Below are 23,483 nucleotides of genomic sequence, written 5' to 3' on the forward strand. Positions count from 1 at the left end.
CCCCCTTTCCTTCCCCTTCTCCCCTTCCTTTCTCCTCCCGCCACCCTCCTCCCCCACGATCGAGGCACGGACCCCCGCATGAGCAAGACCGCCGAGAACGAAGGCGCCCTGGAAACCCGTGGCATCGAACAGGTGCCGGACCACGAGCGCACCGCCCGGATCCGCGAACTGTTCCCGACCTGGGTCGGCGCCAACATCAGCGTGCTGCTGCTCACGATGGGCGCGAGCCTCGTGGTGGCGTACCACCTCAACTTCTGGCAGGCCCTGGTCGTCGCCGCCGCGGCGCCGGTCGTCTCGTACGGACTGGTGGGTCTGATCGGCATCGCCGGCAAGCGCGGCGGGGCTCCCGGGATGGCGCTGTCGCGGGCGGTGTTCGGCCAGCGGGGCAATCTGCTGCCGGGTTCGCTGATCTGGGTCGCCCGGTGGGGCTGGGAGACGATCAACGCGGTCACCGGTGCCTACGCCGTGCTCACCGTGCTGGACATCGTCTTCGGTGTCCGTGCCAACAGTGTGCTGGACATGGTGACGCTGCTGGCCTTCGTCGTGGCGACCTTCGCGATCTCCGGGCTGGGCATCAACGCCGTACAGAAGTGCAACAAGTACGCGACGTACCTCTTCGGCGCCTTCTCGGTGCTCGTCCTCGGCCATCTGGTCGTCGACACCGACTGGTCCGCGGTCTTCGACCGGCCCGCCGGTTCCGTGGCCGCGATGATCACGGGCGTGGGCCTGATCGCGGCCGGTGGTGTCAGCTGGATCCCGTCCGCTCCGGACTTCACCCGGTACCTGCCGCGCACCGCCTCCTCGAAGGGGATCGTGGGTGTGACGGTCGGCGGGGCCGGGATCGTCGTCCTGCCGATGGTGCTGATGGGCATGATCATGGCCGTCTCCACGCCCGACCTCGCCTCGGCCGCCGACCCGGTCTCCTTCCTCGGCGAGATCCTGCCGACCTGGATCGCGGTGCCCTACCTGCTGATCGCGCTGATCGGCATGCTGCTGATCAACGCGATGTCGATGTACTCGGCCGGCTTCACCGCGCAGACCCTGGGCTTCAGGGTCCCGCGGCACTGGGCGGTCTCGGTCAACGCCGTGATCTCACTGGTCTTCGGCGGGGTGCTGATGCTGGTGGCGACCAGCTTCATGGGGTCCTTCATCGCCTTCCTGTCGCTGCTCGCGGTCGCGTTCTCGGCATGGGTCGGCGTGTTCGGCGCCGACATGCTGCGCCGCCGGGAGTACGACGGCGAGGCCCTGGCCGACACCGGCCGCACCAGCGCCTACTGGTACCGCGGCGGCTTCTCCCCCGCCGCCGTGGCGGCCTGGGCGGTGGGACTGGCCGCCGGTCTGATGTTCACCACGTCCGACTGGTTCACCGGCCCCCTCGCCGCGAACAACGTCATCGGCGAGTACGGACTGGGCTGGGTGGCCACGGTGGTGGTCTCGGGACTGCTGTACGTCGTGCTGCCGAAGCCCCCGGTGGCGGACCCGGCCGCCGCGCCCGCCGGGCCCCCCGAGCAGCCGGAGGCCGTGTCCGTCTGAGCTGCCCGGGTCGCACGGGCACCCCCGCAACGCACGGCACCCCGGGGCGCACCGGCTCTTCGGTGCGCACGGGCCAGGGGGCGCCGGGTCAGGGACGGGTCAGTACGAGGACGACGTTGTGTCCGCCGAAGCCGAACGAGTGGCTGACCGCGGCACGGACCTCCTGACGGCGGGGTTCCTTGAGGACGCAGTCGAGGTCGAACCCGGGTGCCGGTGCCTCCAGGTTGGCGATCGGCGGGACGCGGCGGTGCTGAAGGGTCAGCACGGTCAGCGCGGCCTCGACGGCCCCGGCGGCACCGAGGCCGTGCCCCAGCACCCCCTTGGCCGCGGTGACGCTGGGCCGGTGCGGCAGGACCCGGGCGATCAGGTCCGCCTCGGTGGCGTCGTTGAGTGCCGTGGAGGTGCCGTGGGCGTTGACGTGGTCGACGTCCTGCGGATCCAGGTTCGCCTCGGCGAGCGCGGTGCGCAGCGCGGCTTCCGCTCCCCGCCCGTCCGGGGCGGGCGCCGTGGGGTGGTGGGCGTCGGACGTGCTGCCGCAGCCCGCGAGCAGCGCGCGGGGCGGCTTGCCGCGCGCGACGGCGTCGGCGGTGCGTTCGAGGACCAGAACGCCGGCGCCCTCGCCGACGACGAAACCGTCGCGGTCGGCGGCGAACGGCCGGGACGCCCCGGCGGGCGCGTCGCGGCGTTCGGAGAGGGCGCCCATCCGCCAGAAGCCGGTGGTGGACAGGCGGCTGACGCCCGCTTCGACGCCGCCCGCCACGGCCACGTCGCACAGGTCGGCGGCCAGCAGGTCGCGGGCCAGGGCGAGGGCGGTCGCCCCGGACGCGCAGGCGGTGGCGGGAGCGAGGCTGACCCCCCGGGCCCCGAGGTCGATGGAGACCTCGCCGGTGCCGAGATTCGGCAGGACCAGGGGGATGGCGAGCGGCGAGACGAAGTCGGGGCCGCGCTCCGCCAGCCGCCGCCCCTGCTCCTCCCACCTGTCCACGCAGCCCATGCCGCAGCCCAGGACGGTGGCGACGCGGGCGCCGTCCCAGTCGGCGGGCCGGTGACCGGCGTCGCGGACGGCTTCCCGGGCGGCGAGGACGGCGAGCTTCGCCGACCGTCCCATGCGCCACGACCGGCGTCCGATCCGCCGGTCCAGCTCCTCCTCGGTCAGGGGGACGCGGCAGGAGAAGTCGACGGGCAGACCGGTGAGGACGGGGTCGGGGGCCGCGGTGCCGTTTCCGGCGCACACCGCGTCCCAGGTCGCGGCGGCGCCCTCACCGCCCGGCGTGACCAGCCCGAGCCCGGTGATCGCGACGGGCCTGCGCGGTGTCACGGCGTGGTCACCGACTGGGCGCGCAGGATGTCGAGGTGCTCCGTGACCTGCGCGAGGGTGGTGGCGCGGGTGGCGTGTTCCTCGTCGATCCGCACCTCCAGGCGTTCCTGGAGGATGAGCGCGAACTCGGCGAGGGCGAGCGAGTCCAGTTCGAGCTGCTCGAGAGTGCGCTCGGGGCTGATCTCGTCGTCGGGGATCTTGAACGTCGTCGTCAGCACGGAACGGATCACGGCGTACGTGTCGCGGGTGTCGTCGCAGGCGTTGTGGGTGCCGCAGGTGTCACGGCTGTCGTCGGGGTGTGGGGTGCCGTGGGTGTCGGTCATGGGCGGGCGGTTCCCTTCTCGGTGCCGGTGACGGCGGGGTGAGCGGGCGGGGGCGGGTGCTTGGGCCCGGGCAGGAGGCGGGCGAGGGTCTCCGCGCCCGCCGACGGACGGCCGGCCGCCTCGAACGCCTCCCGGACGCCGTCGGCGAAACCGAGCGGCGGCGCGAAGCCGAGGCGGGTACGGGCGGCGGTCAGGTCGAACCAGTGCGGGTGCACGAGTTCGGCGACCAGGAAGCGGCTGAGGCCGTGGGTACCGGTGTTGCCCAGCAGCCGGTCGGCGGTCTCGCGCACGGCCGCGGCGACGTGTGCGAGGCCCGCGGGCACGGGCCGCCAGGCGGCGCGGACACCGGCGGCGGCGAGCAGCAGGCCGACCACGTCCCGCAGCGGCAGGGGCTCGCCCTGCGCGACGAAGTAGGCCCGGCCGCCGACGGGGCGCCCCTGGTGGAGGTGTTCGAGGGCGAGCAGGTGGGCGTGGGCGGCGGTGCGGACGTGGGTGGTGTCGACGAGGTTGGCCCCGTCGCCCGGCATGACGAGGCGGCCGTGGCGGACCGCGCGGGTCAGGGCGGGCAGGAAGTGCGGGTCGCCGGGCCCCCAGATGATGTGCGGGCGCAGCGCGAGGGTGGCCAGCGAGGGGCTGTGGGCGTTGAGGACGAGCGACTCGGCGACGGCCTTGGTGTGCGGGTAGGCGGCCAGGTACCGGCGCGGCCGGGGCAGCGACTCGTCGGCGTACTCCAGTCCCCCGGGCCGGAAGGCGACGCTGGCGGTCGAGGTGTGGACGAGGGTGCGCACCCCGAGCCGCCGGCACCGGTCGAGGACGGTGCGGGTGCCGTCGACGTTGGTGCGCCAGTAGGGGGCCGGTGGGCCGCCCGCTCCCGCGAGGGCGGCGTTGTGGATCACGGCGTCGCAGCCGTCGAGCGCCCGGTCGACGGCGGCCGGGTCGGTGAGGTCGCCGTGGACCTGGCGGACGCCGAGCCGCGTCAGCGCGGCGCTGGGACGACGGCTGAGGGAGACGGTCTCGGTGCCGCGCGCGGTGAGCTGCCGACAGATCTCGGCCCCGAGGAACCCACTGCCGCCCGTGACGAGCACCCGGCCGGGCACGGCGGCCCGTGAGAGCACGGGGACCGGGGCCGGGGCGGGAACGGGGACCGGAGCATGCGCGGAGACCGCTTCGGGCACGGGATCCGGGAGGGGTGCGGAGACCCCGGCGGACACGAAGACCGGAGCGGTCACGGGCACCGCAGCGGGCGCGGGCACCGCAGCGGGCACGGAAAACGGAGCGCGCTCGGAACCCGAGGCGAGCACGGTGTCCGGGACGGCCAGGAGACCGGAGGCAGGCACCAGGGCCCAGACAGGCACGGAGCCCGGGACAGGCACGGAACCCGAGACAGGCACCGAGCCCGGGACAGGCGCAGGTGTGTTCACCGGGGCCTCCGCAGGCGCCGGGCGGCCCAGTCGGCCAGCCGCTCCCGGTTGATCTTGGAGTTGTGCCGGATGTCCGTCGGGAACCCCGGATGGACGAGGACGGCGGTGACGTACCGCCCTTCGGGGCGCCGGGCGAGCAGTCCGCGCACCGCCTCGACCGCCGCCCCGCGCCCGGCTCCCCGCGCGGTCAGCTCCACGCACAGCACGGCCCGCTGCCGGCCGGGCGCCCCGACGCCGACGAGTGCGGTACGCCGCACGCCGGGCAGGGCGTCGGCGGCGGCCTCGACGTCCTCGGTCGTCAGTACGTGGTCGGTGCCGACGACACGGTGACTGCGGCGGCCGTGGAACCAGATGCGGCCCTCGCCGTCGACGACCCCCATGTCGCCGGTCCGGTGCTGGACGCCCCGGTCGGTGGTGGTCTTGGTGGCCGCGGTGATCTCGGGCCGGGCATGGTAGGCGGGGCTCACGTTGGCCCCGGTGACGGCGATCTCGCCGACGCCGTCGGGTCCCGCGTCCAGGATCCGTACCGCGACCCCGTCGAGGGGCCGGCCCACGCACGTACCCGCGCCCGGAGCGCGGGCGTCGGCGGTGCTGACTGCGCTCACCGGCAGGCACTCCGTGGCCCCGTACGCGCTGAGCACCTCGGCGTCCGGCCGCAGCACGGCGTGCAGGGCGTCGGCGAGAGTGGCGCGCAGCGGGGCACCGAAGGAGATCACGCGGTCGACGCACGACAGCGTGAGACGTCTGCGCGCGCAGTGTTCGGCCAGCAGTCCGAGGACGGCGGGCGAGCCGACCACCACGTCCGTCCGGTTCTCCAGGAGGGGGCGTACCAGGCGTCCGGCCGGTGTGCGGGCCGGGGCGCGGTGGTTGACCGCGGGTGCGACGGTCGTGTGCCCGAGCACCGGCCCCAGCAGCACGACGGGCAGGAACCCGGCGAACAGCGTGCCGTCGGTGCCGACCAGGCGGGCCAGTGTCTCGGCCTGGCCGAGCAGGGTGCTGTGGTGGTACTCAGCGCCCTTGGGCACACCGGTCGATCCGGAGGTGAAGGCGATCAGCGCGAGGTCGTCGTCCGGCACGGGCGGGAGCGCCTCCCGCACCGGAGGGCGCGGCTCGCGGGCCGACGGGCGGGCTTCCGGCGCCGGTGGACCGGCGGACGCGCCGCCCCGCCGGGCGCGCGGCACCGGCAGCCGCCGCCTGAGGCCCGGAACGGCCGCTCCGGTGACGACGGCCGTCCGTACGTGTCCGCGGGCCCAGCCCAGTGCCGTACGCCCCAGGTGCGCGAGCGGCTGTCCGACGAACGCCTCGGGGGCAACCTCGTCCAGGCACTGCCGCAGGTCCGCACGGGGCAGGCCCGGGTCGACCAGGACCGGGACCGCTCCGACGGCGAGCAGTCCGTGGACGGTGGTGAACAGGTGGTAGGGGTCACCGGTCATGGTCACGGCCTTGTGGCCGGGGCGTACGCCGGCCCGTTCGAAGGCCGCGGCCGCCTCCCGGCACCCCGCGACGAGTTGCGCGAAGGTGACCGTTCGGCCCGAGCCGTCGCGACGGCCGTGGACGAGAGCGGTGTCGTGCGGGCGTGCCGCGGCGAGCTGCTCCAGCCGGGCGTGCAGGTCCGCCATGGTCAGCTCCGTTCCGGTGACGTGAGGAAACCGCGGACGTCGCGGCCGAGCCGGTCCGCCGCGTCCTCCATGACGTAGTGGCCCGCGTCGGGGTAGCGGTGGACCCGCGCGTGCGGGAACCGCCGTTCCCACTCGCCGAGGACGAGCGGCGTGAACACCGGGTCGCGCATGCCCCAGCCGACGAACAGCGGCAGGGCGGAGAGATCGACCCCGCCACCAGTCCTGCCGCCGATCGCGCCGCTGTCCCCGCCATCGCCGGGTGCGCCGCCGGCCCTGCCGGTCCCGCCGGCCCCGGGTACGCCGCCGGCCCCGCCCTCGCCGGGTGCGTCGTCACCGTGCCTGTGGGCGGCGGCCGGTTCGAGGAGCCGCCAGGCCTCCTCCCGGTCGTCGCGCGGGATGCTGCGTACGAAGTCCACGACCGCGCGCCGGTCACCGCCGCGGGCGAGCGGCAGCAGGTACGCCCGTCGTTCGGCCCGGTCCAGCGGCGCCACGACGCCGCCCCGTACGGCGGCCCGGGGGAAGAAGTTGGTCGCGTGCGCGAGGGCCGCGACGCCGCGGTGGTCCCGGATCCACCGCAGGTACACCGGCAGCCGGTAGCCGGAAGGCCAGGGAAAGCAGATGGAGTTGAGCACCACGATACGGGCGGGGCGCAGCGACCTGCGTCGCGCCCAGGCCCAGCCGAGCGGCCCTCCCCAGTCGTGCAGCACCAGCGTCCAGCCGTTGCGGGGCGCGCCCCGGCCGGCGACGAGGTGGTCGAACAAGGCGTCGAGGTGGTCGAGTTGCAGCAGGTGCCGGTCGACGGCGGAGGCCGGTACGCGCGGCCGCGGCGACAGGCCCAGTCCGGCGAGGTCGGGGGCGACGCAGCGGAAGTCCGGGGACAGCGCGGCGATCAGGTGACGCCACTGGTAGCTCCACGACGGGTTGCCGTGCAGCAGCAGGACGGGGGGACCGGTTCCGGTGTCCACGTAGTGCTGGCCGGTTCGCGGGACGCGCCGCCACCGGTCGGCCGCCGGATAGCCGGGCAGTCGGTCGGCCGACGGCGTGGGGGATGGCATGGGCGTCACGCTAGGGCGCGGACGGCTGCCGGATGCCGCCGAGTTGCCGTCGGCGCGGAAACTTCACCCGGCTGGATCAGGCACATCACGGCGGTGAACAGCCTTGCCGATCACGGGAATTCATCACACTTACCGGCTTTCACGCACCGTCCGGCGCGCTGTGCCGAGTGCGGCGGCACGGTGGGCGAGCATGACCGCTGACCGGTTGGAATCCGCCGGAGCGTGGACGGTCTCGCCGCACTTCGGCATCGTCGGGAGGCTGTTATGCACGCGCCTGAGGTGGAGCGCGAAGACGTCGGACTGCTCACGGAGTTGGAGCCGGTGGTGGCGCGCGCCCTGGACACCCATCTCGAAACCGCGGACGACTGGTACCCGCACCGTTTCATTCCGTGGGCGATGGGGCGGAACTACGAGGGTTTCCTCGAAGGGGAGCCGTGGACGCCGCAGCAGGGCGGCATGGAGTCGGCCGTGCGGGACGCGCTGCTGCACAACCTCCTGAGCGAGGACAACCTGCCCAGCTACCACCGGGTGATCGCCGAACTGTTCGGCAGGGACGGCGCGTGGGGCACCTGGGTCAACCGGTGGACGGTGGAGGAGGACCGGCACGGGACGGCGATCCGGGACTATCTGATCGTCACGCGGTCCGCGGACCCGGTGGCCATGGAGGACGCGCGCCGGCTGCACCTGCAGACCGGGTACGACAGCGACTACCGCGGCGACGTCCTGGCCGGGCTGGTGTACGTGACCCTGCAGGAACTGGCGACGCGGATCTCGTACCGGAACATCAAGCGGATCTCCGGCGAGCCGGTGTGCGGGGCGCTGCTGCAGCGGATCGCGCAGGACGAGAACCGGCACATGCTGTTCTACCGGCGGGTCCTGGAGGCGGCCGTGGAACTCCAGCCGGAGCGGACCCTGCGGGCCCTGGCGAGGGTGGCGGCCACGTTCCGGTCCCCCGCGCACGGCGCCCCGGACTTCGCGCGCCTGTCGATGTCGATGGCGCGGTCGGGCGTCTACTCCCCGGTGACCCACCACACGGAAGTACTCGCTCCGGTCATGCGCCACCTGCGGGTGTTCGACCGGACCGGTCTCGGTGCCGACGGCGAGGAGGCGAGGGACCGGCTCGCGGTGCTGCTGCGGGCGTCCGAGACGCAGGCGCGCAGGTTCGCCGGCCATGTGGGCTCCGCGCTCTAGCCGGACGTACGGCCGGTGCGGTGCCCGCTTGCCGAGGCGGCGGGCACGGCACCGGCCGGTGCCTCAGCGGGCCGCGGGCACGGTGGCCGCCGCGGAGTAGAGGTCGTGGCGGGTCAGGCCCAGCGCGCCGAGCGAGGGCAGGAGTACCTCCGTGATGAAGGCGCCGTTGCCGAAGCCCGTGGTGCGTACGCTCTCGCGGTCCGCCCGGTCGGGCAGCAGCTCGTGGGCGGGCATGCGGAAGGTCCGCACCACGTGGGCCAGGTCCTTCAGCGTGCCGGTGCGGTCCTCGTCGAGGTGCAGGGTCAGGATCCGCTGGTAGAAACGGCAGTGCGCCATCTCGTCGCGGCCGATCAGCCGGTACACCTCGGAGAGCACCGGGTCGCCCGCCCGCTGTGCGAGGTCGCGCTGCTTGCGGTAGCTGACGAAGGTCGTCAGTTCCTGGAGCGCGGAGTACACGACCATCTGCCGGGGCGTCCGGTACGGCGGCTCCCAGTGGCGCGCCATCACGGCGTCCCCGAACTCCCGCATCTGCGTCTCGGTGCGCCGGCCGCTGCGCAGCAGGTACTCGCGCAGGGCGAGTGCGTGTCTGGCCTCCTCGTAGCCCCAGTTGGCGGAGAACCACGCCTGCCCGTAGTCGCCGACCAGCAGCGACAGGTGGGCCTGGAGGTAGTCGGGCAGGAACATCTCGATGCCGCAGAACGTCTCGGCGGCGAGCGCCAGTCCGGGTTCCTCCGGTACTTCGGCCAGCCGGTCCCAGGGCACGTCGTCGAAGATGCTCCAGCGGCGGGTCCGTTCGGCCCGCTCGAAGAAGGTCATGAACTCGCGGTGGAACGCCTCGCGCAGCGCGATCGAGGTCATCGCACGCCCTGGACCCGGGCGTGGTCCTGCGCCTGCGCCGGGGGCTGGGTCCGGACCCGGGGCTGGACCTGGGTCCGGGGGTGGGCCTGGGTCTGGGGCTGGGCCTCGGTCTGGGGCTGGGCCTCGGTCTGGGGCTGGGCCTCGGTCTGGGCCTGACCCTGCGCCTGGACCCGGGGCTCGGCCTGCGGCAGTGCCTCGCCGAGCATGTCGTACAGGTCCCCGACCGTCTCCACGCTGCCCAGGGCGGCGTCCGGGACGCGCAGTCCCAGCTCGGTCTCGGCGATCACGATCATTTCGAGGAGCTGTACGGAGTCCACGCCCAGGGCGCGGATGTCGGCGTCGCGGTCCAGGCTCCCGGGGTCGCGCTGCGTCACCTGCCGGTAGGCCCGGTGCAGGACCTGCGGGATGTCGGACGGTGTCATGGCTGCTCCTTGGGGGTCGGTGACTACGGACGCTGCTGGTCTGCTGGTACTGGGAGCGGCACTGGTGCCGTCCCGCACCGGGGTGCGGCTGCCGGGGCCGGTGCCGTCCCGGACCGAGGTGCGGCTGCCGGTGCCGGTGCCGTCCCGGACGGAGGTGCGGCTGCCGGTGCGGGCAGGAGGTCTCCGACGAGGTAGCGGCGGCGCATCTCCTGGCGCCGGGGTTTGCCCGACGTCGTCTTCGCGACCGTGCCCGGTCCGACGGCCACGACGTCGGCGACGCCCAGCCCCAGACGCTGCGACACGGTCTCGCGTACGGCGCCCGCGATGCCCGCGGCCCGGTACGGCCGGCATTCGGCGACCACGACGACTTCCTCGGTGTCGGTGCCCGGCCGGGTGAAGGCGACCGTTCCTCCGGCGCGCACGCCGTCCACCGACTCGGCCGCCCACTCGACGCGCTGCGGGTCGACGTTGCGTCCCTGGACGACGAGGACGTCCTTCAGCCGGCCAGCCGGGTGCAGGACGCCGTCGGCCAGGTAGCCGCGGTCGCCGGTGCGCAGCCAGCCGTCGCCGGTGAGCGGGGCGGGCCGGTCCCGCGCCTCGTCCAGGTACCCGGCGCACACGGAGGGGCCGCGCACCCAGATCTCCCCCACCTCCCGTTCGCCGCGGGGCAGTCCGGCGGCGTCGACCACCCGCACCTCGTGGCCGGGCAGGGGCGGGCCGCAGCCCGGGACCTCCACGGCCTCCTCGTCGTCGCCGCAGGGGTCGGCCCGGTCGTGGTCGCGCAGGCGGGCCCAGGAGACCCGGTCGGGGCACCACGCCGTGCCCCGGGGCGCGACGGACACGGCGAGCGTCGACTCGGCCAGCCCGTAGCACGGGCGCAGGGCCGCCGGATCGAGCCCCGCGGCGCGGTGGGCGTCGGCGAAGTGGCGCAGGGTGCGCGGGCTGACCGGCTCGCCGCCGCAGAGCAGGGTGTGCGCCGCGGACAGGTCCAGACCGGCCAGGCGGTCCTCGCTCGCGCGCCGCGTGGCCAGCGCGTAGGCGAAGTTGGGGGCGCCGGTGATCGTTCCCCGTACGTCGGACAGGGTGCGCATCCAGCTTCCCGGGTCGCGGACGAACAGCCGGGTGGCCAGCAGCGTCACCGGTACGCCCACCGCCAGCGGGGCGAGGACGAAGCCGACCAGGCCCATGTCGTGGTGGAGCGGCAGCCAGCTCACGCCGTGGTCGCGGGCCGGGTCGGCGGCCAGTCCGTCCCGCATGATGGCGAGGCTGTTGGCCGTCACCGCTCCGGCGGTGGCCACGACGGCTCTCGGCCGTCCGGTGCTGCCGCTGCTGAACTGGAGGTAGGCGATCCGGTCGGGCCGGTACGCGGCGGGCGCGGGCACGTCCCCGTCCTGACCCACGTCTCCCGTGCCTGTGCCCCCCGTGCCCGTGCCCGTTCCCGCTTCGGGAGAGGCGCTCTCCAGTGCCTCGTAGGAGAGCCGGCGGGCCGGCGTCGCGGGCAGCAGGGCGAGCGTCGCCTCCTCGGCGACGACGAGGTCCGGCCGGGCCACGGCGAGCGACGCGGTGAGTTGCCCGCTCCACGCGTCGCGCCGCCCGAGGACGGGTGGCGGCGGGAGCGGGACCGGTACGAATCCGGCCCAGATCGCGCCGAGGAAGGCGGGCACGAACCGTCCGGGGTCGCCGGCGAGCAGCGCCACCCGGCTGCCCGGTGCTCCCCCGCGGGCGGCCAGCCGCCGGGCGCTCTCGCGCACCTCGTCGAGGAGTCCGGCCCGCGAGAGTTCCCGGGCGCGTCCGTCGCCGTCGACGTAGCGGTGGGCCGGGGCGGGATCCCCTTCGTAGGTCTGCAGGACCGAGCAGACCCAGGCGTCGCTCACCACTGGCACAGGGCGAGGCCGCAGCTGGTGCCGCTGGCCAGGCCGAACAGGGCGACCAGGTCGCCGCGGTGGAGCCGCCCGGAGTTCTGCGCCTCGACCAGTTGCAGCGGGAGGCTGCCGGTGCCGACGTTGCCGTACCGGGGGAAGACCGGGACGACGCGTTCCGGCTCGGCGCCCACGGCCGCGCAGAGGGTGCGGGTGAAGGGCATGGACGCCTGGTGGACACAGACGAGGTCGGCGTCCCCGATCTTGAAGCCGAGTTCCGCCATCTCCCGTACGCCGTCCTGCGCGAAGCTCAGGCAGGAGCGGACGAGGGACTCGGAGTCGATGCGCGGGCACCTCGGCTGCTCCTCGCTGCCGAAGTAGGGGTTGACCATGGTCGCGGCGTCCCATCCGGCGGAGTCGGCGGCGAACCGCATCGCGATCAGGCCGGGGTCCGCGCCGGCCTGCACGAGCAGGGCCGCGCCCATGTCGCCACCGGTGTAGGCGGGCATGGCGTGGGCGAGTTCGGAGCGGTCGGCCACCGGCAGCCGCATCAGACGGCTGGGCAGTTCGCCGGTGACGACCAGGACGGTGGTGTGCGTACCGGTCCGGATCAGCGCGTCGGCGATCTGCAGGGCGTTGAGGACGCCGTTGCAGGCGTTCTTCACGTCGAAGACGGGTGCCGTCACGGCGAGTTTGTGCGCGACGACATGGGCGGTCGCGGGTTCCTCCAGGTCCTCGCTCACGCCCGCGAAGATCAGGAGGTCGACGTCCGCGGGTGCGACGCGGGCCTGGGCCAGCGCGGACTCGCCGGCCGCGGCCGCGAGGTCGGACGGCAGGGTTCCCGGCGGGGCCACGCGGCGCTCTTCGAGGCCGTAGAGGCGTTCCAGCACGCCTTCGACGATGACCAGATGGGGGTTGGTGGCGCGCACCATCTCCTCGACTTCCGCGACCGGTTGGCGGTGCGGAGGATGATGAACGGCTGCGCTGGTAATCCGACTGAAGCTGGGGATGTGTCCTCCCGTGGCGCATGCGGCGGCCACCGGGCGGCAGGGCGTACGACGGCCGAGCCGAAGACTCTCGGATCGATCGGTGCGAATTGACCGATTCGCGCAGCAGAATGCCATGCGATCGGCACGGGGCGACGCGAGCCACTCCGGGACGCGCCGCGGGTCTTGCGCCGAAGCCGTCGTACGGCACCACCGCCCCTGCCCAAGTCGTCGTACGACACCGCCCTCCACTCCACGTCGCCGTACGACACCGCCTCCCACTCCACGTCGCCGTACGACACCGCCGCCCCCGCCCGGATGCGTGCCGGGCGGGGTGGCGCGGGGCGGTCAGCCCATCTCCTCCAGGGCCTTGCCCTTCGTCTCCTTCACGAACTTCAGCACGAACGGGATGGAGAGCGCGGCGAAGACCGTGTAGATCACGTAGGTGCCCGACAGGTTCCAGTCGGCCAGCGACGGGAAGCTCGCGGTGATGGCCCAGTTGGCGATCCACTGCGCGGAGGCGGCGACGCCCAGCGCGGCGGCGCGCAGGCGGTTGGGGAACATCTCGCCGAGGAAGACCCAGACGACCACACCCCACGAGAGGGCGAAGAAGAGGACGAACAGGTGGGCGGCGATCAGGGCGACCCAGCCCTGGGTCGCGGGCAGCTTGCCGTCGACGAGGTCGAAGGAGAAGGCCCAGGCCTCCAGCGCGAGACCGATCACCATGCCGACCGAGCCGATCAGGGCGAGCGGCTTGCGGCCGATGCGGTCCACGAAGATCATCGCGATCACGGTGCCGACGATGTTGATGATCGACGTCGTGAACGAGTAGAAGAAGGAGTCCGTCGGGTCGACGCCGACGGACTGCCACAGCGTCGAGGAGTAGTAGAACGCGACGTTGATGCCGACGAACTGCTGGAAGACCGAGAGGCCGATGCCGATCCAGACGATCGGCTTGAAGAAGAAGCTGCCGCCCATGAGGTCCTTGAAGGAGGACTTCTCCTCGCTGTGCATGGCGTGCTCGATCTCGGTGACGCGGGCGTCGAAGTCCACGTCCTTGCCCTCGACCTCCGCGAGGATCTCCTTGGCGCGCTCGTGCTTGCCGACGGAGATCAGAAAGCGCGGCGACTCGGGGATGGCGAAGGACAGCAGGCCGTAGAGGACGGCCGGGATCACCATGACGCCGAGCATGACCTGCCAGGCCTCCAGGCCCATCAGGTCACCGCGCTGGTCGCCGCCCGCGGCGTTCAGCAGACCCCAGTTGACCAGCTGCGACACGGCGATGCCGATGACGATCGCGGCCTGCTGGAAGGAGCCGAGCCGGCCGCGGTAGGCGGGCGGGGAGACCTCGGCGATGTAGGCAGGGCCGATCACGGAGGCCATGCCGATGGCGAAGCCGCCGATGACGCGCCACATGGCGAGGTCCCACAGCGCGAAGGGCAGTGCGGAGCCGACGGCGCTGACGGTGAACAGGACCGCCGCGATCTGCATGCAGCGGATCCGGCCGATGCGGTCGGCGATACGGCCGGCGGTGGCGGCGCCGACGGCACAGCCGATCAGCGCGATGGCGACGACCTGGGCCAGCACCGCCGAGCCGACGTCGTAGCGGTCCCGGATGGCCTCGACGCCGCCGTTGATCACGGAACTGTCGTAGCCGAACAGGAAACCGCCCATCGCGGCCGCCGCCGCGATGAAGATGACGTGCCCGAGATGGTCGGGGTGAGCCGTCCGGGCTCCTGGACTGGGCGCCTGCGATGTGCTGGCCACGTGTAACTCCTCGGGCTACCGGCAACGCTGCCGGGGTGGTTCGCCCTTCAAGGTGCCGCCGAAGGAACCTGAAGGTAAAAGCAACGTTGCAGAGACTATGCCTTCAAGTTTCGAAGTCAATAGGGCGAGTGGTGTGACTTTAGAGATGCCGGGAGCGATCAACCCTTCAAGACTTGAAGAGTTTGAGTCAGGTCGGGTTGAGTCGGGTCGGATTGAGTCAGCCGGGTCAGGACTGACGCAGCCGCTGGCTGATGACCTTCGACACGCCGTCGCCCTGCATGGACACGCCGTACAGCGCGTCGGCGACCTCCATCGTGCGCTTCTGGTGCGTGATGACGATCAGCTGCGAGGCCTCCTGCAGCTCCTGCATGATCCGGATCAGCCGCTGCAGGTTGGTGTCGTCCAGGGCCGCCTCGACCTCGTCCATGACGTAGAACGGGCTCGGCCGCGCCTTGAAGATCGACACCAGCATGGCCACCGCGGTCAGCGAGCGCTCCCCGCCGGAGAGCAGCGAGAGCCGCTTGACCTTCTTGCCCGGCGGCCGGGCCTCGACGTCCACGCCCGTGGTGAGCATGCTGTCGGGGTCGGTGAGGATCAGCCGCCCGTCACCGCCCGGGAAGAGCCGGCTGAAGACGCCCTCGAACTCCCGGGCGGTGTCCCGGAAGGCCTCGGTGAAGACCTGCTCGACGCGTTCGTCGACCTCCTTGACGACCTGGAGCAGATCCGCGCGGGTCTTCTTCAGGTCCTCCAGCTGCTCGCTGAGGAACTGGTGCCGTTCCTCCAGCGCCGCGAACTCCTCGAGCGCCAGCGGGTTGACCTTGCCGAGCTGCTGGTAGGCGCGTTCGGCGGACTTCAGCCGTTTCTCCTGCTCGGAGCGGACGAAGGGGCGGGGCAGGTTGCGCGGGTCCTCCCCCGCGGCGGCGCCGTCGGACGCGGTCTCCGGGAGTTCCTCGCCCTCGGCGGGGGGCGAGGGCGGCACCGGTTGATGGGGGCCGTACTCGGCCGCGAGCCCCGCCGGTTCCACACCGAGTTCCTCCAGCGCCTTGGTCTCCAGCTGCTCGATGCGCAGCCGCTTCTCGGCGCCGAGTACCTCGCCCCGGTGGACTGAATCCGTCAACTTGTCGAGCTCCGCCTTGAGGTCGCGCCCTGCCGTGCGCGCGGCGGTCAGTTCCTGCTCGCGCCGGGCCTTGGCCGCCTCGGCGACGGTGCGTTCCTCGTCGGCACGGGTCAGCGAGACCTCGACGTGGGCGAGCAGCTGCCGGGCCCCGGCGGCGACCGCCTCGGCGACGGCCGCCTCGTGCCGCAGCCGGGCCCGCCGCTGCTCGGCACGCGCGCGTGCCTCGCGTTCGGCGCGGGCCGCCCGGTCGAGGGAGTCGGCGCGTCCGGCCAGCCCCTTGACCCGCTCCTCGTGGGTACGGACCTGGAGGCGGGCCTCCATCTCGGTCTGCCGGGCGTTGGCGCCGTCGGCGGCGAGCCGGTCGCGGGCGGCGGTGTCGGGTTCCTCCTCGACCGGCATCTCCTCGGCGACGGCGAGCCGCTCGGCCAGCTCCTCCACGTCCGCCAGCGCCTTGTCCAGCGCCTCCTGCGCCCGGTCCGCCGCGGCGGCGGACCGCTCCGCCTCACCGGCGGCACCGCGCGCCTGGCCCGCGAGCCGGCCCAACTGCTGGGCGACGGACGACTTCTCGCGGTCGGCGGCCCGGCGCCGCTCCCCCAGCTCCTCGACGAGCGCGGCGCACTCCCGCCGCCGCCCGACGGCCGCCTCCTGCGCCTGCGCCAGCTCCTCGCACCGCACGCCCAGCTCCTCCAGCTCGGCGGCGGCCTGGTCCACGGACGCCTGCACCTCGAGGAGGCTGGGTGCCCCGGCCGACCCGCCGTGCGCGAAGTGCGCGTTGAGCAGGTCGCCGTCGGCGGTCACGGCGGTCAGTCCCGGCCGGGCGTAGACGAGGTTCTCGGCGTCCTCCAGGGTGGCGACGACGACGATTCCGCGCAGCAGCCGCCGTACGGCGGGCATCAGGTCGGAGGGACCGCGGACGAGATCGGCCGCGTACGGCGGTCCGTCGCCGCGCGTCTCGTCCGGTACGTCGTCGGGGGCGCCGGCGAGCAGCAGGGCGGCGCGGCCCGCGTCCTGCTTGCGCAGCAGGCGGATGGCGTCGGCGGCGGCCGCCGGGGAGGTCACCGCGAGCGCGTCGGCGGCGGCGCCGAAGGCGGTGGCGAGGGCGGCCTCGTGGCCGGGCGCGACGGTGAGCAGTTCGGCGGCCGGTCCGAGCAGGCCGGTGAGCCGGTCCCCGGCGTCGAGCACCGCTCCGGTGCCGTCCTTGCGGCGCAGTCCGAGGGCGAGCGCCTCGTGCCGGGCCTGTGTGGCGGCGCGTTCGCGTTCCGCCGCGGTGGCCGCCTCGCGGGCGGCGCCGAGGGCCGTCTCCGCCTCGGTCAGCCGGAGCTTGGCCGCGTCGTGCCGCTCGGCGAGTTCCCGGTCGTCGGCGTCGAGCCCGTCGACCTCGGCCCGGAGGGTCTCGTACTCCTCCTGGGCGGCGGCCGCCCGCTCCTGGGACGCGTCGCGGGCCTCGGCCAGCCGTTCGATCTCGGCCTGCGCGGAGGCGGCGCGCGAACGGGCGGTGCCGACCTGTCCGCTGAGCCGGGCCAGGCCCTCACGGCGGTCGGCGATGGCGCGGGCGGCGTCCTTGAGCCGGCGCTCCTCCTGGGCCAGCTCGCGTTCGAGGTCCGCGCGGTGGGCGACGGTGTCCTCCAGTGCGTGCTCGGCGGCCTCCAGGGCCGCTTCGAGTTCGGCCTCCTGCTCTCGGACGCGGGCGGCCTCGCGCTCCAGTTCCTCGGGGTCGCGGCCCCGGCGCTCCTCGGGCGGTGCGGAGGTGGCGCTCTTCACACGCGCGTCGGCCAGCGAGACCGTGCCACGCACCCGTTCGGCGAGCTGGGAGAGCTCGTACCAGGTCTGCTGGGCGCGCTGGAGCCGCGGGATCAGCCGGCGCACCTCGTCCTCCAGGCCGGCCTCCCGGCGCAGCGCCCGGCCCAGCTCCTGCTCGGCGGCCTCCTTGCGTTCCTTGAGCGCGGCCTCGTCGGCGACCTCGGCCTGCAGCGCCTCGCGCAGTCGTACGAGGTCGTCGGCGAGGAGCCGGAGCCGGGCGTCGCGGAGGTCGGCCTGGATGACGGCGGCCCGGCGCGCGACCGCGGCCTGCCGGCCCAGCGGCTTGAGCTGCCGGCGCAGTTCGTCGGTGAGGTCCTGCACGCGCGCGAGGTTGGCCTGCATCGCGTCCAGCTTCCGCAGCGCCTTCTCCTTGCGCTTGCGGTGCTTGAGGACGCCGGCCGCCTCCTCGATGAAGGCCCGGCGGCCCATCGGGTCGGCGTGCAGGACGGAGTCCAGCTGGCCCTGTCCGACGATGACGTGCATCTCGCGGCCGATGCCGGAGTCGGAGAGGAGCTCCTGGATGTCCAGGAGCCGGCAGGTGTCGCCGTTGATCTGGTACTCGCTGCCGCCGTTGCGGAACATGATCCGCGTGATGGTGACCTCGGCGTACTCGATGGGCAGGGCCCCGTCGGAGTTGTCGATGGTCAGCGACACCTCGGCCCGGCCGAGCGGCGGGCGGCCGGTGGTGCCCGCGAAGATGACGTCCTCCATCTTGCCGCCGCGCAGCGACTTGGCGCCCTGTTCGCCCATGACCCAGCTGAGCGCGTCGACGACGTTCGACTTGCCCGAGCCGTTCGGTCCGACGACACAGGTGATGCCGGGCTCGAACCGGAGCGTGGTCGCGGAGGCGAACGACTTGAACCCTCGGAGGGTCAGGGCCTTCAGATGCACGCCGTCGGACTCTACCTTTCGGGGGTGTCTCACTCCATGAACCGGTGAACCGCCGCGGTTTCACCGGTGAACGCGCAGGGCACATCAGACGTTGAAGAGGGTGAAAGGTTGCGCGGGGCAGGGATGCGGCCGACGGATCGAGGGGCTGCACACACTGGACAGGACCGGCTGCGGGACGGGCCGGACAGCTGGACGGACGAGGGGGCGGAAAGAAAGAAGGGACGCCGAAGCGTCCCTTGCAGACTCTGACACCCGAGCGGTGATGCGGGCTTTCCCGACCACTGCCGTGCCGTGGTGGAGCGGTGCAGTGATGCAAGCAGTGCGGTGATCCGATGCCAGTGATCAGTGCAATGCTGCAGCAGTGGTGCAGTGGTCAGGTGAGCGCAGGCTCCGCCTGGTGTGCGTCAACGCTCTCCATGCTCTCCATGATCCTGTCGTGAGAAGCGGCAGCCGCCAGCGCGTCGTTCTCCGCCTGGATTCGTCCGAGCTCGGATTCCAGGTCCTGGACGCGCTGCTGGAGCCGTCGCATCTCGGCGAGGAGTCGAGGGTCGGAGCCGCCGACGTAACCGAGAAGCGCCTTTGCCATGATGGATGGTCCTCCACAATGAGTGACCGACCGAAGCGGTGTGGGTCGTGAGGGAATCGCACCCGCGGTGCTTGGCACTTTGGAGTTTTTTCTGCCGTTCAACCATGCCAAACAGCTAAGGTGCGCGGGGCTTTCAGCGTCTCACCAAAAAGTTTGACGGTCAACACGATCACGCCCCGTATCGGCGGGCACCCGGGGGCACGCGGCCGGGAAACCGGCGTCACGGCGACTCCTGCGGGCCCCTCGGGGCGTGGCGATCAATCTGTCCGCGGAGCCTGCCACGCCCCGCTCTTCTTGGCAACCACCTGCCCGTTTCCGCCCCGGCCGCCCCTCGCGGGAGCCCCGCGCCGGCTACTGGACGGCCCTGTGGGCACCGGGCGTCACCGGATGGCGAAGCCCTCGTATCCGCCGCGCGGTGTGTCCCAGATCTCGGTGACACCGTCCACACGTCCGGGCGTGTCGTCCCCGCGCAGCCAGTTCAGCAGATCTTCGCAGCGCTCCAGGGGGCCCTCCGCGACCACCTGGACCCGACCGTCCTCCAGATTGAGAGCAAAACCACTCATCCCACCGAGTTCCAACGCCCTGGCCCGCGTGAACCAGCGGAAACCCACGCCCTGGACCTGTCCGCGCACCCACGCGACCAGCCGTACATCCTCGCTCATGACGGCAACCTAACCGGTCAAAGTCTCACCGGACACTTCACCCTCCGGCGCCATGCGGTAGCGTCCGCACCCAATGAATCTCATTTGAAACTCACACTGTCGTGTGAATTTCGTGTTGATCATGAGGACACGTCGACCGCGCGGGCACGTCCAGCACCAGGACCGGCCGGCGCGAGGACGAGGAAGGCCAGGACATGGGACGCCACCGACGCTCCGCCGCCGGCCGTGCCGCCACGGGCCGCGCCGCGGAGGACCACCAGCCGGACGGCCCGACGGGACGGGGCCGCGCCCCGCAGGCCGGGGACCCGGTCGACCGGACCACGATGGGGATCGCGCCCTATCTGAACCCGGAGGCGTACGACGAGGTCCGCGCCAGGAGCGATGCCTACCTCTACGCGGACGGCCCGGACGGCGAGGGCCCGCAGGCCGCCCGCACGGTCGCCTTCCCCAGCGGCGGGTACGCCCCGGAAGGCGGCACGCAGCCCCCGGGCGGTCACCGTCGCCGCCGCAAGAAGGCCGCCACGCCGGTCCGCACGGGACTGCTGGGGGTGTCCGCCGCGGTCGCCCTCGGCACCGTCGCCGTCGCCACGGGCGCGGTGCCCGGCCTGGACAACTACCGGATCGGCGGCGACAGCGGCGGGGGCGACCGGGTACAGGCCCGTGACACCCCGACGAACAGCCCTTCGCAGCAGGGCGGCACCTCCGGCAGTGCCGACACCGGCCGTGCCGGCGACTCGGCCGCGAGCCGCGGCGGCGACCGCTCCTCCTCGCCCTCCCGTTCCTCCTCGTCCCCGTCGGGCGAGTCGAGCCACTCGAACCAGTCGAAGGAGTCGTCCTCGTCCCCGGCCGAGGACTCCGCCTCCCCCTCGCGGTCCTCGGGCAAGGCCTCCGAGCCGGCCGCCCCCGCAGGGACGCCGTCCAGGACGGGGAAGCCGGACACGACGCCGAGCGCCAAGCCGGAGCAGCCTGCTCCTTCCCGGTCGGCCACGAAGGAGCCCTCGCGTCCCAGCGCGCCCGCCGCCGTGTCCGGGCAGGCCGCCGCCGAGGCCCAGGTGCTCAAGCTCGTCAACGACGAGCGGGCCAAGGCCGGCTGCAGCCCCGTGTCCGCCAACAGCGCCCTGCGCGAACTCGCCGAGGACTTCAGCGGCGCCATGGCCGCCCAGGACTTCTTCGACCACACGGACCCCAGCGGCGCGACCCCCTGGGACCGGGCCGAGGCGGCCGGCATAAGCAACCTCGGCGGCGAGAACATAGCCCGCGGCCAGGCCGACGCCCAGGCCGTGATGGACGCCTGGATGGACAGCCCCGGCCACCGCGCCAACATCCTGAACTGCGACTTCCAGACCCTCGGCGTCGGCGTCCACTTCGGCTCCGGCGGCCCCTGGTGGACGCAGGACTTCGGCTACTGAGCCGGGCGCGGGGTCAGTCGGGCGTGTGGCCCGGGTTCAGGCCGAGTGCCTTGCGCACGACCGCCTCCCGGGCCCGGACGGGCAGGAGGCGCATGAGGACCGCGTCCTGCAGGAAACTGTGGTGGAGGTCGTAGCGCGGGGCCGGGTTCCTGGCGGTGACGACGTGGTGCACGGCGCGTACGACCCGGTCCATCGGGATGCCGTTGCGCGCCGAGCGCACCGACCGCTCCAGGGCGCGCCTGAGCGGGGCCGCGTACACCGGCATCGACGGGGTCCGGCCGAGTTCCTCCTGGATGGCCGCGGCCATGGGTGTGTCGATCATCCCGGGGGCTATCACGGAGACCCGAATCCCGAGGGCCGCGTACTCCATGCGCATGGCGGCGCTGAGCGCCTCCAGACCGAACTTGCTCGCGGAGTAGGCGCCGGTGAAGGGCAGGGTCCGCACGCCGCTGGCCGAGCTGAGGTTCACGATGCGGCTTCCCTCCCCGAGCAGCGGCAGGAAAGCCCGGGTCACCGTGTGGACGCCGACGACGTTGACCGCCAGTACGTCGGTCAGGGCGTCCGCCGGCAGGTCGGCGAGGGGCCCGTTGGTGACGATCCCTGCCACGTTGCAGACGGCCTTCAGCGGGGTTCCGGCGGCACGCTCCGCGGTCCGTGCCGAGGCGTCCGCGACGCTCTTCTCGTCCCGTACGTCGAAGAGGACGGGCGTGACGCTGCCCGGGGGGAGTTCCGCGGCCAGGGCGTCCACGCCGGCCCGGCGCCGGGCGCCCGCGTAGACGTGGAAGCCCTTGCCCACCAGGAACGCGGTGGTCGCCCGCCCGATGCCGGAGCCCGCGCCGGTGACGAGGACGCTCTGCCGCGTACCGTTCGCGCTGTTCACGCCGTTCGTGCTGTTCATGTTGTTCGTGCCGGTCATGCCGTCTGTTCCTTCTGTTCCGCTCATGCCGTCTCCAGGTGGCTCGGGTCGTGGGCGGAGCCCTCGGGGTCGCGGACCGGTCTGATGACGTGGCGCCTGCCCGCCTCGGTCTCCCTGCACGGGGCGTGCGCGATGACGGGGTGGTGGCGCGGCGTGTGCACCGTGCCGCGGTCGGGATGGTGCGCTGTCACGGTGGTCCTCCGGTCGTACCGAGCGCGTGCCGGTCACAGGATGTCCTGGCGGCCTCCCGGTCCCCGACCCGCCCCCGCACACCGTCTCCCGCTCAGCGCACTCTGCGGCGCAGCGCTGTGCTCACGTACGCTGGAGGCATGTCGACCACGCAGGAGCGCACGGCGGAGCAGGACCTGCCGTACGACGTGTTCTCCCGGGCCTGTCCCTCACGGGAGACCCTGGAGCATGTGACGGGGCGCTGGGGCGCGCTGACGCTCGGCGCGCTGTACCAGGGCTCGTTCCGGTTCAACGAGTTGCGGCGCCGCGTCGACGGCGTCAGCGAGAAGATGCTGGCCCAGACCCTGCACGCACTGGAGCGCGACGGTCTGGTGCACCGCGAGGCCCAGCCGACCAACCCGCCGCGCGTGGACTACGAGCTGACGTCACTGGGGCGCGAGGTGGCCGGGCGGCTGATGGCGCTCATCCACTGCGTCGAGGGGCGGATGGACGAGGTCGTGGCGTCGCGCGAACAGTACGACGCGCGGCGGACGCCCACCGCCTGACCCTCGACGTACCCGCCATGTGCCCCTCCGCGTGCCTGCGGCCTGACCGGCGTGCCCGCGGCCGGCCGGCGTCCCTACGGCGTGGGCCTCGGCGCCCGCTGGCACTTCGGGCAGAAGTAGCTGGAGCGGTTCATCCAGGGCCTGCGGCGCATCGGCGTGGCACAGCGGCGGCAGGGCAGGCCCTCACGGCCGTAGGCGTCGAGCGAGCGGTCGAAGTAGCCGGACTCGCCGTTCACGTTGACGTAGAGGCTGTCGAAGCTGGTGCCGCCCACGGCGAGGGCCGCGTTCATCACGTCCCGGACGTGGCCGAGGAGTTCGGTGGTGCGGGGGCGGGTGAGGGTCGCGGTGGGGCGTTCGTAGTGCAGGCGGGAACGCCACAGGGCCTCGTCGGCGTAGATGTTGCCGACACCGCTGATCAGGGACTGGTCGAGCAGGGCCCGTTTGACCGTGGTGCGTCTGCGGCGCAGCGCCAGGTGGAAGGCTTCGGCGTCGAAGAGCGGGTCGAGCGGGTCGCGGGCGATGTGGCCGATGACGTCGGGCAGTCCGTCGGGCGTGGTGTCGTGCAGGGACAGGCCGCCGAAGGTGCGCTGGTCGACGAAGCGGAGTTCGGTGCCGAGGGAGTCGGCGAAGCGGACGCGGACGCGCAGGTGCTTCTCGGCCGGGGTCTCGTGCGGCTGGACCAGGAGCTGGCCGCTCATGCCGAGGTGGGCGAGGACGGCCTGGCCGGTGTCCTCCAGGGGCAGCCACAGGTACTTGCCGCGGCGGCTCGGCGTGCCGACCCGGTGGCCCTTGAGGCGGCCGGCGAAGTCGTCGCCGCCCGCGATGTGCCGGCGTACCGCGCGCGGGTGCAGCACCTCGGCGTCGGCGACGGTCCGGTGGGCGACCCAGCGTTCCAGGCCGCGCCGTACGACCTCTACCTCGGGCAACTCGGGCATGGCTTCCCCTCGGGTGGGCCGGTGGGCGGGGCGACGAGCCGGACGCCCGCCCCGGTGGTGGGGCGGGCGTCCGGGACGTGC

Annotated in this window: 20 protein-coding genes; 4 read left to right on the plus strand and 16 right to left on the minus strand. The window is 73.2% G+C overall.

Annotated elements, in window-relative coordinates:
- Positions 1–78: 78 nt before the first annotated feature.
- Positions 79–1,533, plus strand: a complete 1,455-nt coding sequence (locus HZS56_RS18215; protein ID WP_216721765.1) for a cytosine permease — start codon at positions 79–81, stop codon at positions 1,531–1,533.
- Between the two features lie 88 nt (positions 1,534–1,621).
- Here the strand turns inward: HZS56_RS18215 and HZS56_RS18220 are convergent, their stop codons facing one another.
- The 5 genes from HZS56_RS18220 to HZS56_RS18240 form a co-directional block, all read right to left on the minus strand.
- On the minus strand, positions 1,622–2,851 hold the full coding sequence (locus HZS56_RS18220; protein ID WP_216721766.1) for a beta-ketoacyl-[acyl-carrier-protein] synthase family protein: 1,230 nt from the start codon (positions 2,849–2,851) through the stop codon (positions 1,622–1,624).
- Positions 2,848–3,174 carry an acyl carrier protein gene (locus tag HZS56_RS18225; RefSeq protein WP_216721767.1) on the minus strand — a complete coding sequence of 109 codons (327 nt, stop codon included), beginning with the start codon at positions 3,172–3,174 and terminating at the stop codon, positions 2,848–2,850. Before HZS56_RS18225 ends, HZS56_RS18220 begins: the two co-directional genes overlap by 4 nt.
- On the minus strand, positions 3,171–4,403 hold the full coding sequence (locus tag HZS56_RS18230) for an NAD-dependent epimerase/dehydratase family protein (RefSeq protein ID WP_308408095.1): 1,233 nt from the start codon (positions 4,401–4,403) through the stop codon (positions 3,171–3,173). Before HZS56_RS18230 ends, HZS56_RS18225 begins: the two co-directional genes overlap by 4 nt.
- A gap of 188 nt (positions 4,404–4,591) precedes the next feature.
- Positions 4,592–6,214, minus strand: coding sequence for an AMP-binding protein (locus tag HZS56_RS18235; protein WP_216721768.1), 1,623 nt, complete (start codon positions 6,212–6,214; stop codon positions 4,592–4,594).
- Positions 6,215–6,216: 2 nt separating this feature from the next.
- Positions 6,217–7,269, minus strand: coding sequence for an alpha/beta fold hydrolase (locus HZS56_RS18240; protein ID WP_216721769.1), 1,053 nt, complete (start codon positions 7,267–7,269; stop codon positions 6,217–6,219).
- 264 nt (positions 7,270–7,533) lie between these two features.
- Here HZS56_RS18240 and HZS56_RS18245 point away from each other — a divergent pair, with 264 nt between their 5' ends.
- The gene (locus tag HZS56_RS18245; protein WP_216721770.1) at positions 7,534–8,460 is read left to right on the plus strand and encodes an acyl-ACP desaturase; all 927 of its coding nucleotides are present in this window, start codon (positions 7,534–7,536) and stop codon (positions 8,458–8,460) included.
- A gap of 63 nt (positions 8,461–8,523) precedes the next feature.
- Here HZS56_RS18245 and HZS56_RS18250 read toward each other — a convergent pair whose 3' ends face one another.
- From HZS56_RS18250 to HZS56_RS18285, 8 genes are all read right to left on the minus strand, one after another.
- Positions 8,524–9,318, minus strand: a complete 795-nt coding sequence (locus HZS56_RS18250; RefSeq protein WP_216721771.1) for an acyl-ACP desaturase — start codon at positions 9,316–9,318, stop codon at positions 8,524–8,526.
- Positions 9,315–9,740, minus strand: coding sequence for an acyl carrier protein (locus HZS56_RS18255; RefSeq protein WP_216721772.1), 426 nt, complete (start codon positions 9,738–9,740; stop codon positions 9,315–9,317). Before HZS56_RS18255 ends, HZS56_RS18250 begins: the two co-directional genes overlap by 4 nt.
- A gap of 23 nt (positions 9,741–9,763) precedes the next feature.
- Positions 9,764–11,614 (minus strand): AMP-binding protein, encoded by a 1,851-nt coding sequence (locus HZS56_RS18260; protein WP_216721773.1) that lies wholly within the window; start codon positions 11,612–11,614, stop codon positions 9,764–9,766.
- Entirely contained in the window at positions 11,611–12,531 is a 921-nt protein-coding gene (locus HZS56_RS18265; protein WP_253914458.1) for a 3-oxoacyl-ACP synthase III family protein, read from the minus strand. The genes HZS56_RS18260 and HZS56_RS18265 overlap by 4 nt, the downstream gene beginning before the upstream one ends.
- A gap of 402 nt (positions 12,532–12,933) precedes the next feature.
- Positions 12,934–14,352, minus strand: a complete 1,419-nt coding sequence (locus HZS56_RS18270) for a sugar porter family MFS transporter (RefSeq protein WP_216721775.1) — start codon at positions 14,350–14,352, stop codon at positions 12,934–12,936.
- 226 nt (positions 14,353–14,578) lie between these two features.
- Positions 14,579–18,160 carry a chromosome segregation protein SMC gene (gene smc, locus HZS56_RS18275; protein WP_216721776.1) on the minus strand — a complete coding sequence of 1,194 codons (3,582 nt, stop codon included), beginning with the start codon at positions 18,158–18,160 and terminating at the stop codon, positions 14,579–14,581.
- Between the two features lie 373 nt (positions 18,161–18,533).
- Positions 18,534–18,746: a hypothetical protein gene (locus HZS56_RS18280; protein WP_003973418.1), complete on the minus strand. Its 213-nt coding sequence runs from the start codon at positions 18,744–18,746 to the stop codon at positions 18,534–18,536.
- A 380-nt stretch (positions 18,747–19,126) separates the two neighbouring features.
- Positions 19,127–19,408 (minus strand): acylphosphatase, encoded by a 282-nt coding sequence (locus tag HZS56_RS18285; RefSeq protein WP_216721777.1) that lies wholly within the window; start codon positions 19,406–19,408, stop codon positions 19,127–19,129.
- 194 nt (positions 19,409–19,602) lie between these two features.
- Here HZS56_RS18285 and HZS56_RS18290 point away from each other — a divergent pair, with 194 nt between their 5' ends.
- Positions 19,603–20,817, plus strand: coding sequence for a CAP domain-containing protein (locus HZS56_RS18290; protein WP_216721778.1), 1,215 nt, complete (start codon positions 19,603–19,605; stop codon positions 20,815–20,817).
- Between the two features lie 13 nt (positions 20,818–20,830).
- Here HZS56_RS18290 and HZS56_RS18295 read toward each other — a convergent pair whose 3' ends face one another.
- The gene (locus HZS56_RS18295; protein ID WP_216721779.1) at positions 20,831–21,733 is read right to left on the minus strand and encodes an SDR family oxidoreductase; all 903 of its coding nucleotides are present in this window, start codon (positions 21,731–21,733) and stop codon (positions 20,831–20,833) included.
- A 23-nt stretch (positions 21,734–21,756) separates the two neighbouring features.
- Complete coding sequence (locus HZS56_RS18300) at positions 21,757–21,924, minus strand: hypothetical protein (RefSeq protein WP_216721780.1); 168 nt, start codon at positions 21,922–21,924, stop codon at positions 21,757–21,759.
- Between the two features lie 138 nt (positions 21,925–22,062).
- Here HZS56_RS18300 and HZS56_RS18305 point away from each other — a divergent pair, with 138 nt between their 5' ends.
- Positions 22,063–22,467, plus strand: a complete 405-nt coding sequence (locus HZS56_RS18305) for a winged helix-turn-helix transcriptional regulator (protein ID WP_216721781.1) — start codon at positions 22,063–22,065, stop codon at positions 22,465–22,467.
- Between the two features lie 74 nt (positions 22,468–22,541).
- Here the strand turns inward: HZS56_RS18305 and mutM are convergent, their stop codons facing one another.
- A complete protein-coding gene (gene mutM / locus HZS56_RS18310) occupies positions 22,542–23,402 on the minus strand; it encodes a bifunctional DNA-formamidopyrimidine glycosylase/DNA-(apurinic or apyrimidinic site) lyase (protein WP_216721782.1) in 861 nt (286 codons plus the stop codon).
- Between the last annotated feature and the right edge of the window lie 81 nt (positions 23,403–23,483).

This window comes from Streptomyces mayonensis (assembly GCF_018982965.1).
Taxonomy (GTDB): Bacteria; Actinomycetota; Actinomycetes; order Streptomycetales; family Streptomycetaceae; genus Streptomyces; species Streptomyces mayonensis.

What these genes read in the sequence shown, in the direction of transcription:
- HZS56_RS18280 (WP_003973418.1), bottom strand. Translation starts at nt 18,746, where the DNA reads ATGGCAAAGGCGCTTCTCGGTTACGTCGGCGGCTCCGACCCTCGACTC.
- HZS56_RS18295 (WP_216721779.1), bottom strand. Translation starts at nt 21,733, where the DNA reads ATGACCGGCACGAACAACATGAACAGCACGAACGGCGTGAACAGCGCG.
- HZS56_RS18240 (WP_216721769.1), bottom strand. Translation starts at nt 7,269, where the DNA reads ATGCCATCCCCCACGCCGTCGGCCGACCGACTGCCCGGCTATCCGGCG.
- HZS56_RS18285 (WP_216721777.1), bottom strand. Translation starts at nt 19,408, where the DNA reads ATGAGCGAGGATGTACGGCTGGTCGCGTGGGTGCGCGGACAGGTCCAG.
- HZS56_RS18225 (WP_216721767.1), bottom strand. Translation starts at nt 3,174, where the DNA reads ATGACCGACACCCACGGCACCCCACACCCCGACGACAGCCGTGACACC.
- HZS56_RS18235 (WP_216721768.1), bottom strand. Translation starts at nt 6,214, where the DNA reads ATGGCGGACCTGCACGCCCGGCTGGAGCAGCTCGCCGCGGCACGCCCG.
- HZS56_RS18245 (WP_216721770.1), top strand. Translation starts at nt 7,534, where the DNA reads ATGCACGCGCCTGAGGTGGAGCGCGAAGACGTCGGACTGCTCACGGAG.
- HZS56_RS18265 (WP_253914458.1), bottom strand. Translation starts at nt 12,531, where the DNA reads ATGGTGCGCGCCACCAACCCCCATCTGGTCATCGTCGAAGGCGTGCTG.
- mutM (WP_216721782.1), bottom strand. Translation starts at nt 23,402, where the DNA reads ATGCCCGAGTTGCCCGAGGTAGAGGTCGTACGGCGCGGCCTGGAACGC.
- HZS56_RS18290 (WP_216721778.1), top strand. Translation starts at nt 19,603, where the DNA reads ATGGGACGCCACCGACGCTCCGCCGCCGGCCGTGCCGCCACGGGCCGC.
- HZS56_RS18215 (WP_216721765.1), top strand. Translation starts at nt 79, where the DNA reads ATGAGCAAGACCGCCGAGAACGAAGGCGCCCTGGAAACCCGTGGCATC.
- HZS56_RS18255 (WP_216721772.1), bottom strand. Translation starts at nt 9,740, where the DNA reads ATGACACCGTCCGACATCCCGCAGGTCCTGCACCGGGCCTACCGGCAG.
- HZS56_RS18250 (WP_216721771.1), bottom strand. Translation starts at nt 9,318, where the DNA reads ATGACCTCGATCGCGCTGCGCGAGGCGTTCCACCGCGAGTTCATGACC.
- HZS56_RS18305 (WP_216721781.1), top strand. Translation starts at nt 22,063, where the DNA reads ATGTCGACCACGCAGGAGCGCACGGCGGAGCAGGACCTGCCGTACGAC.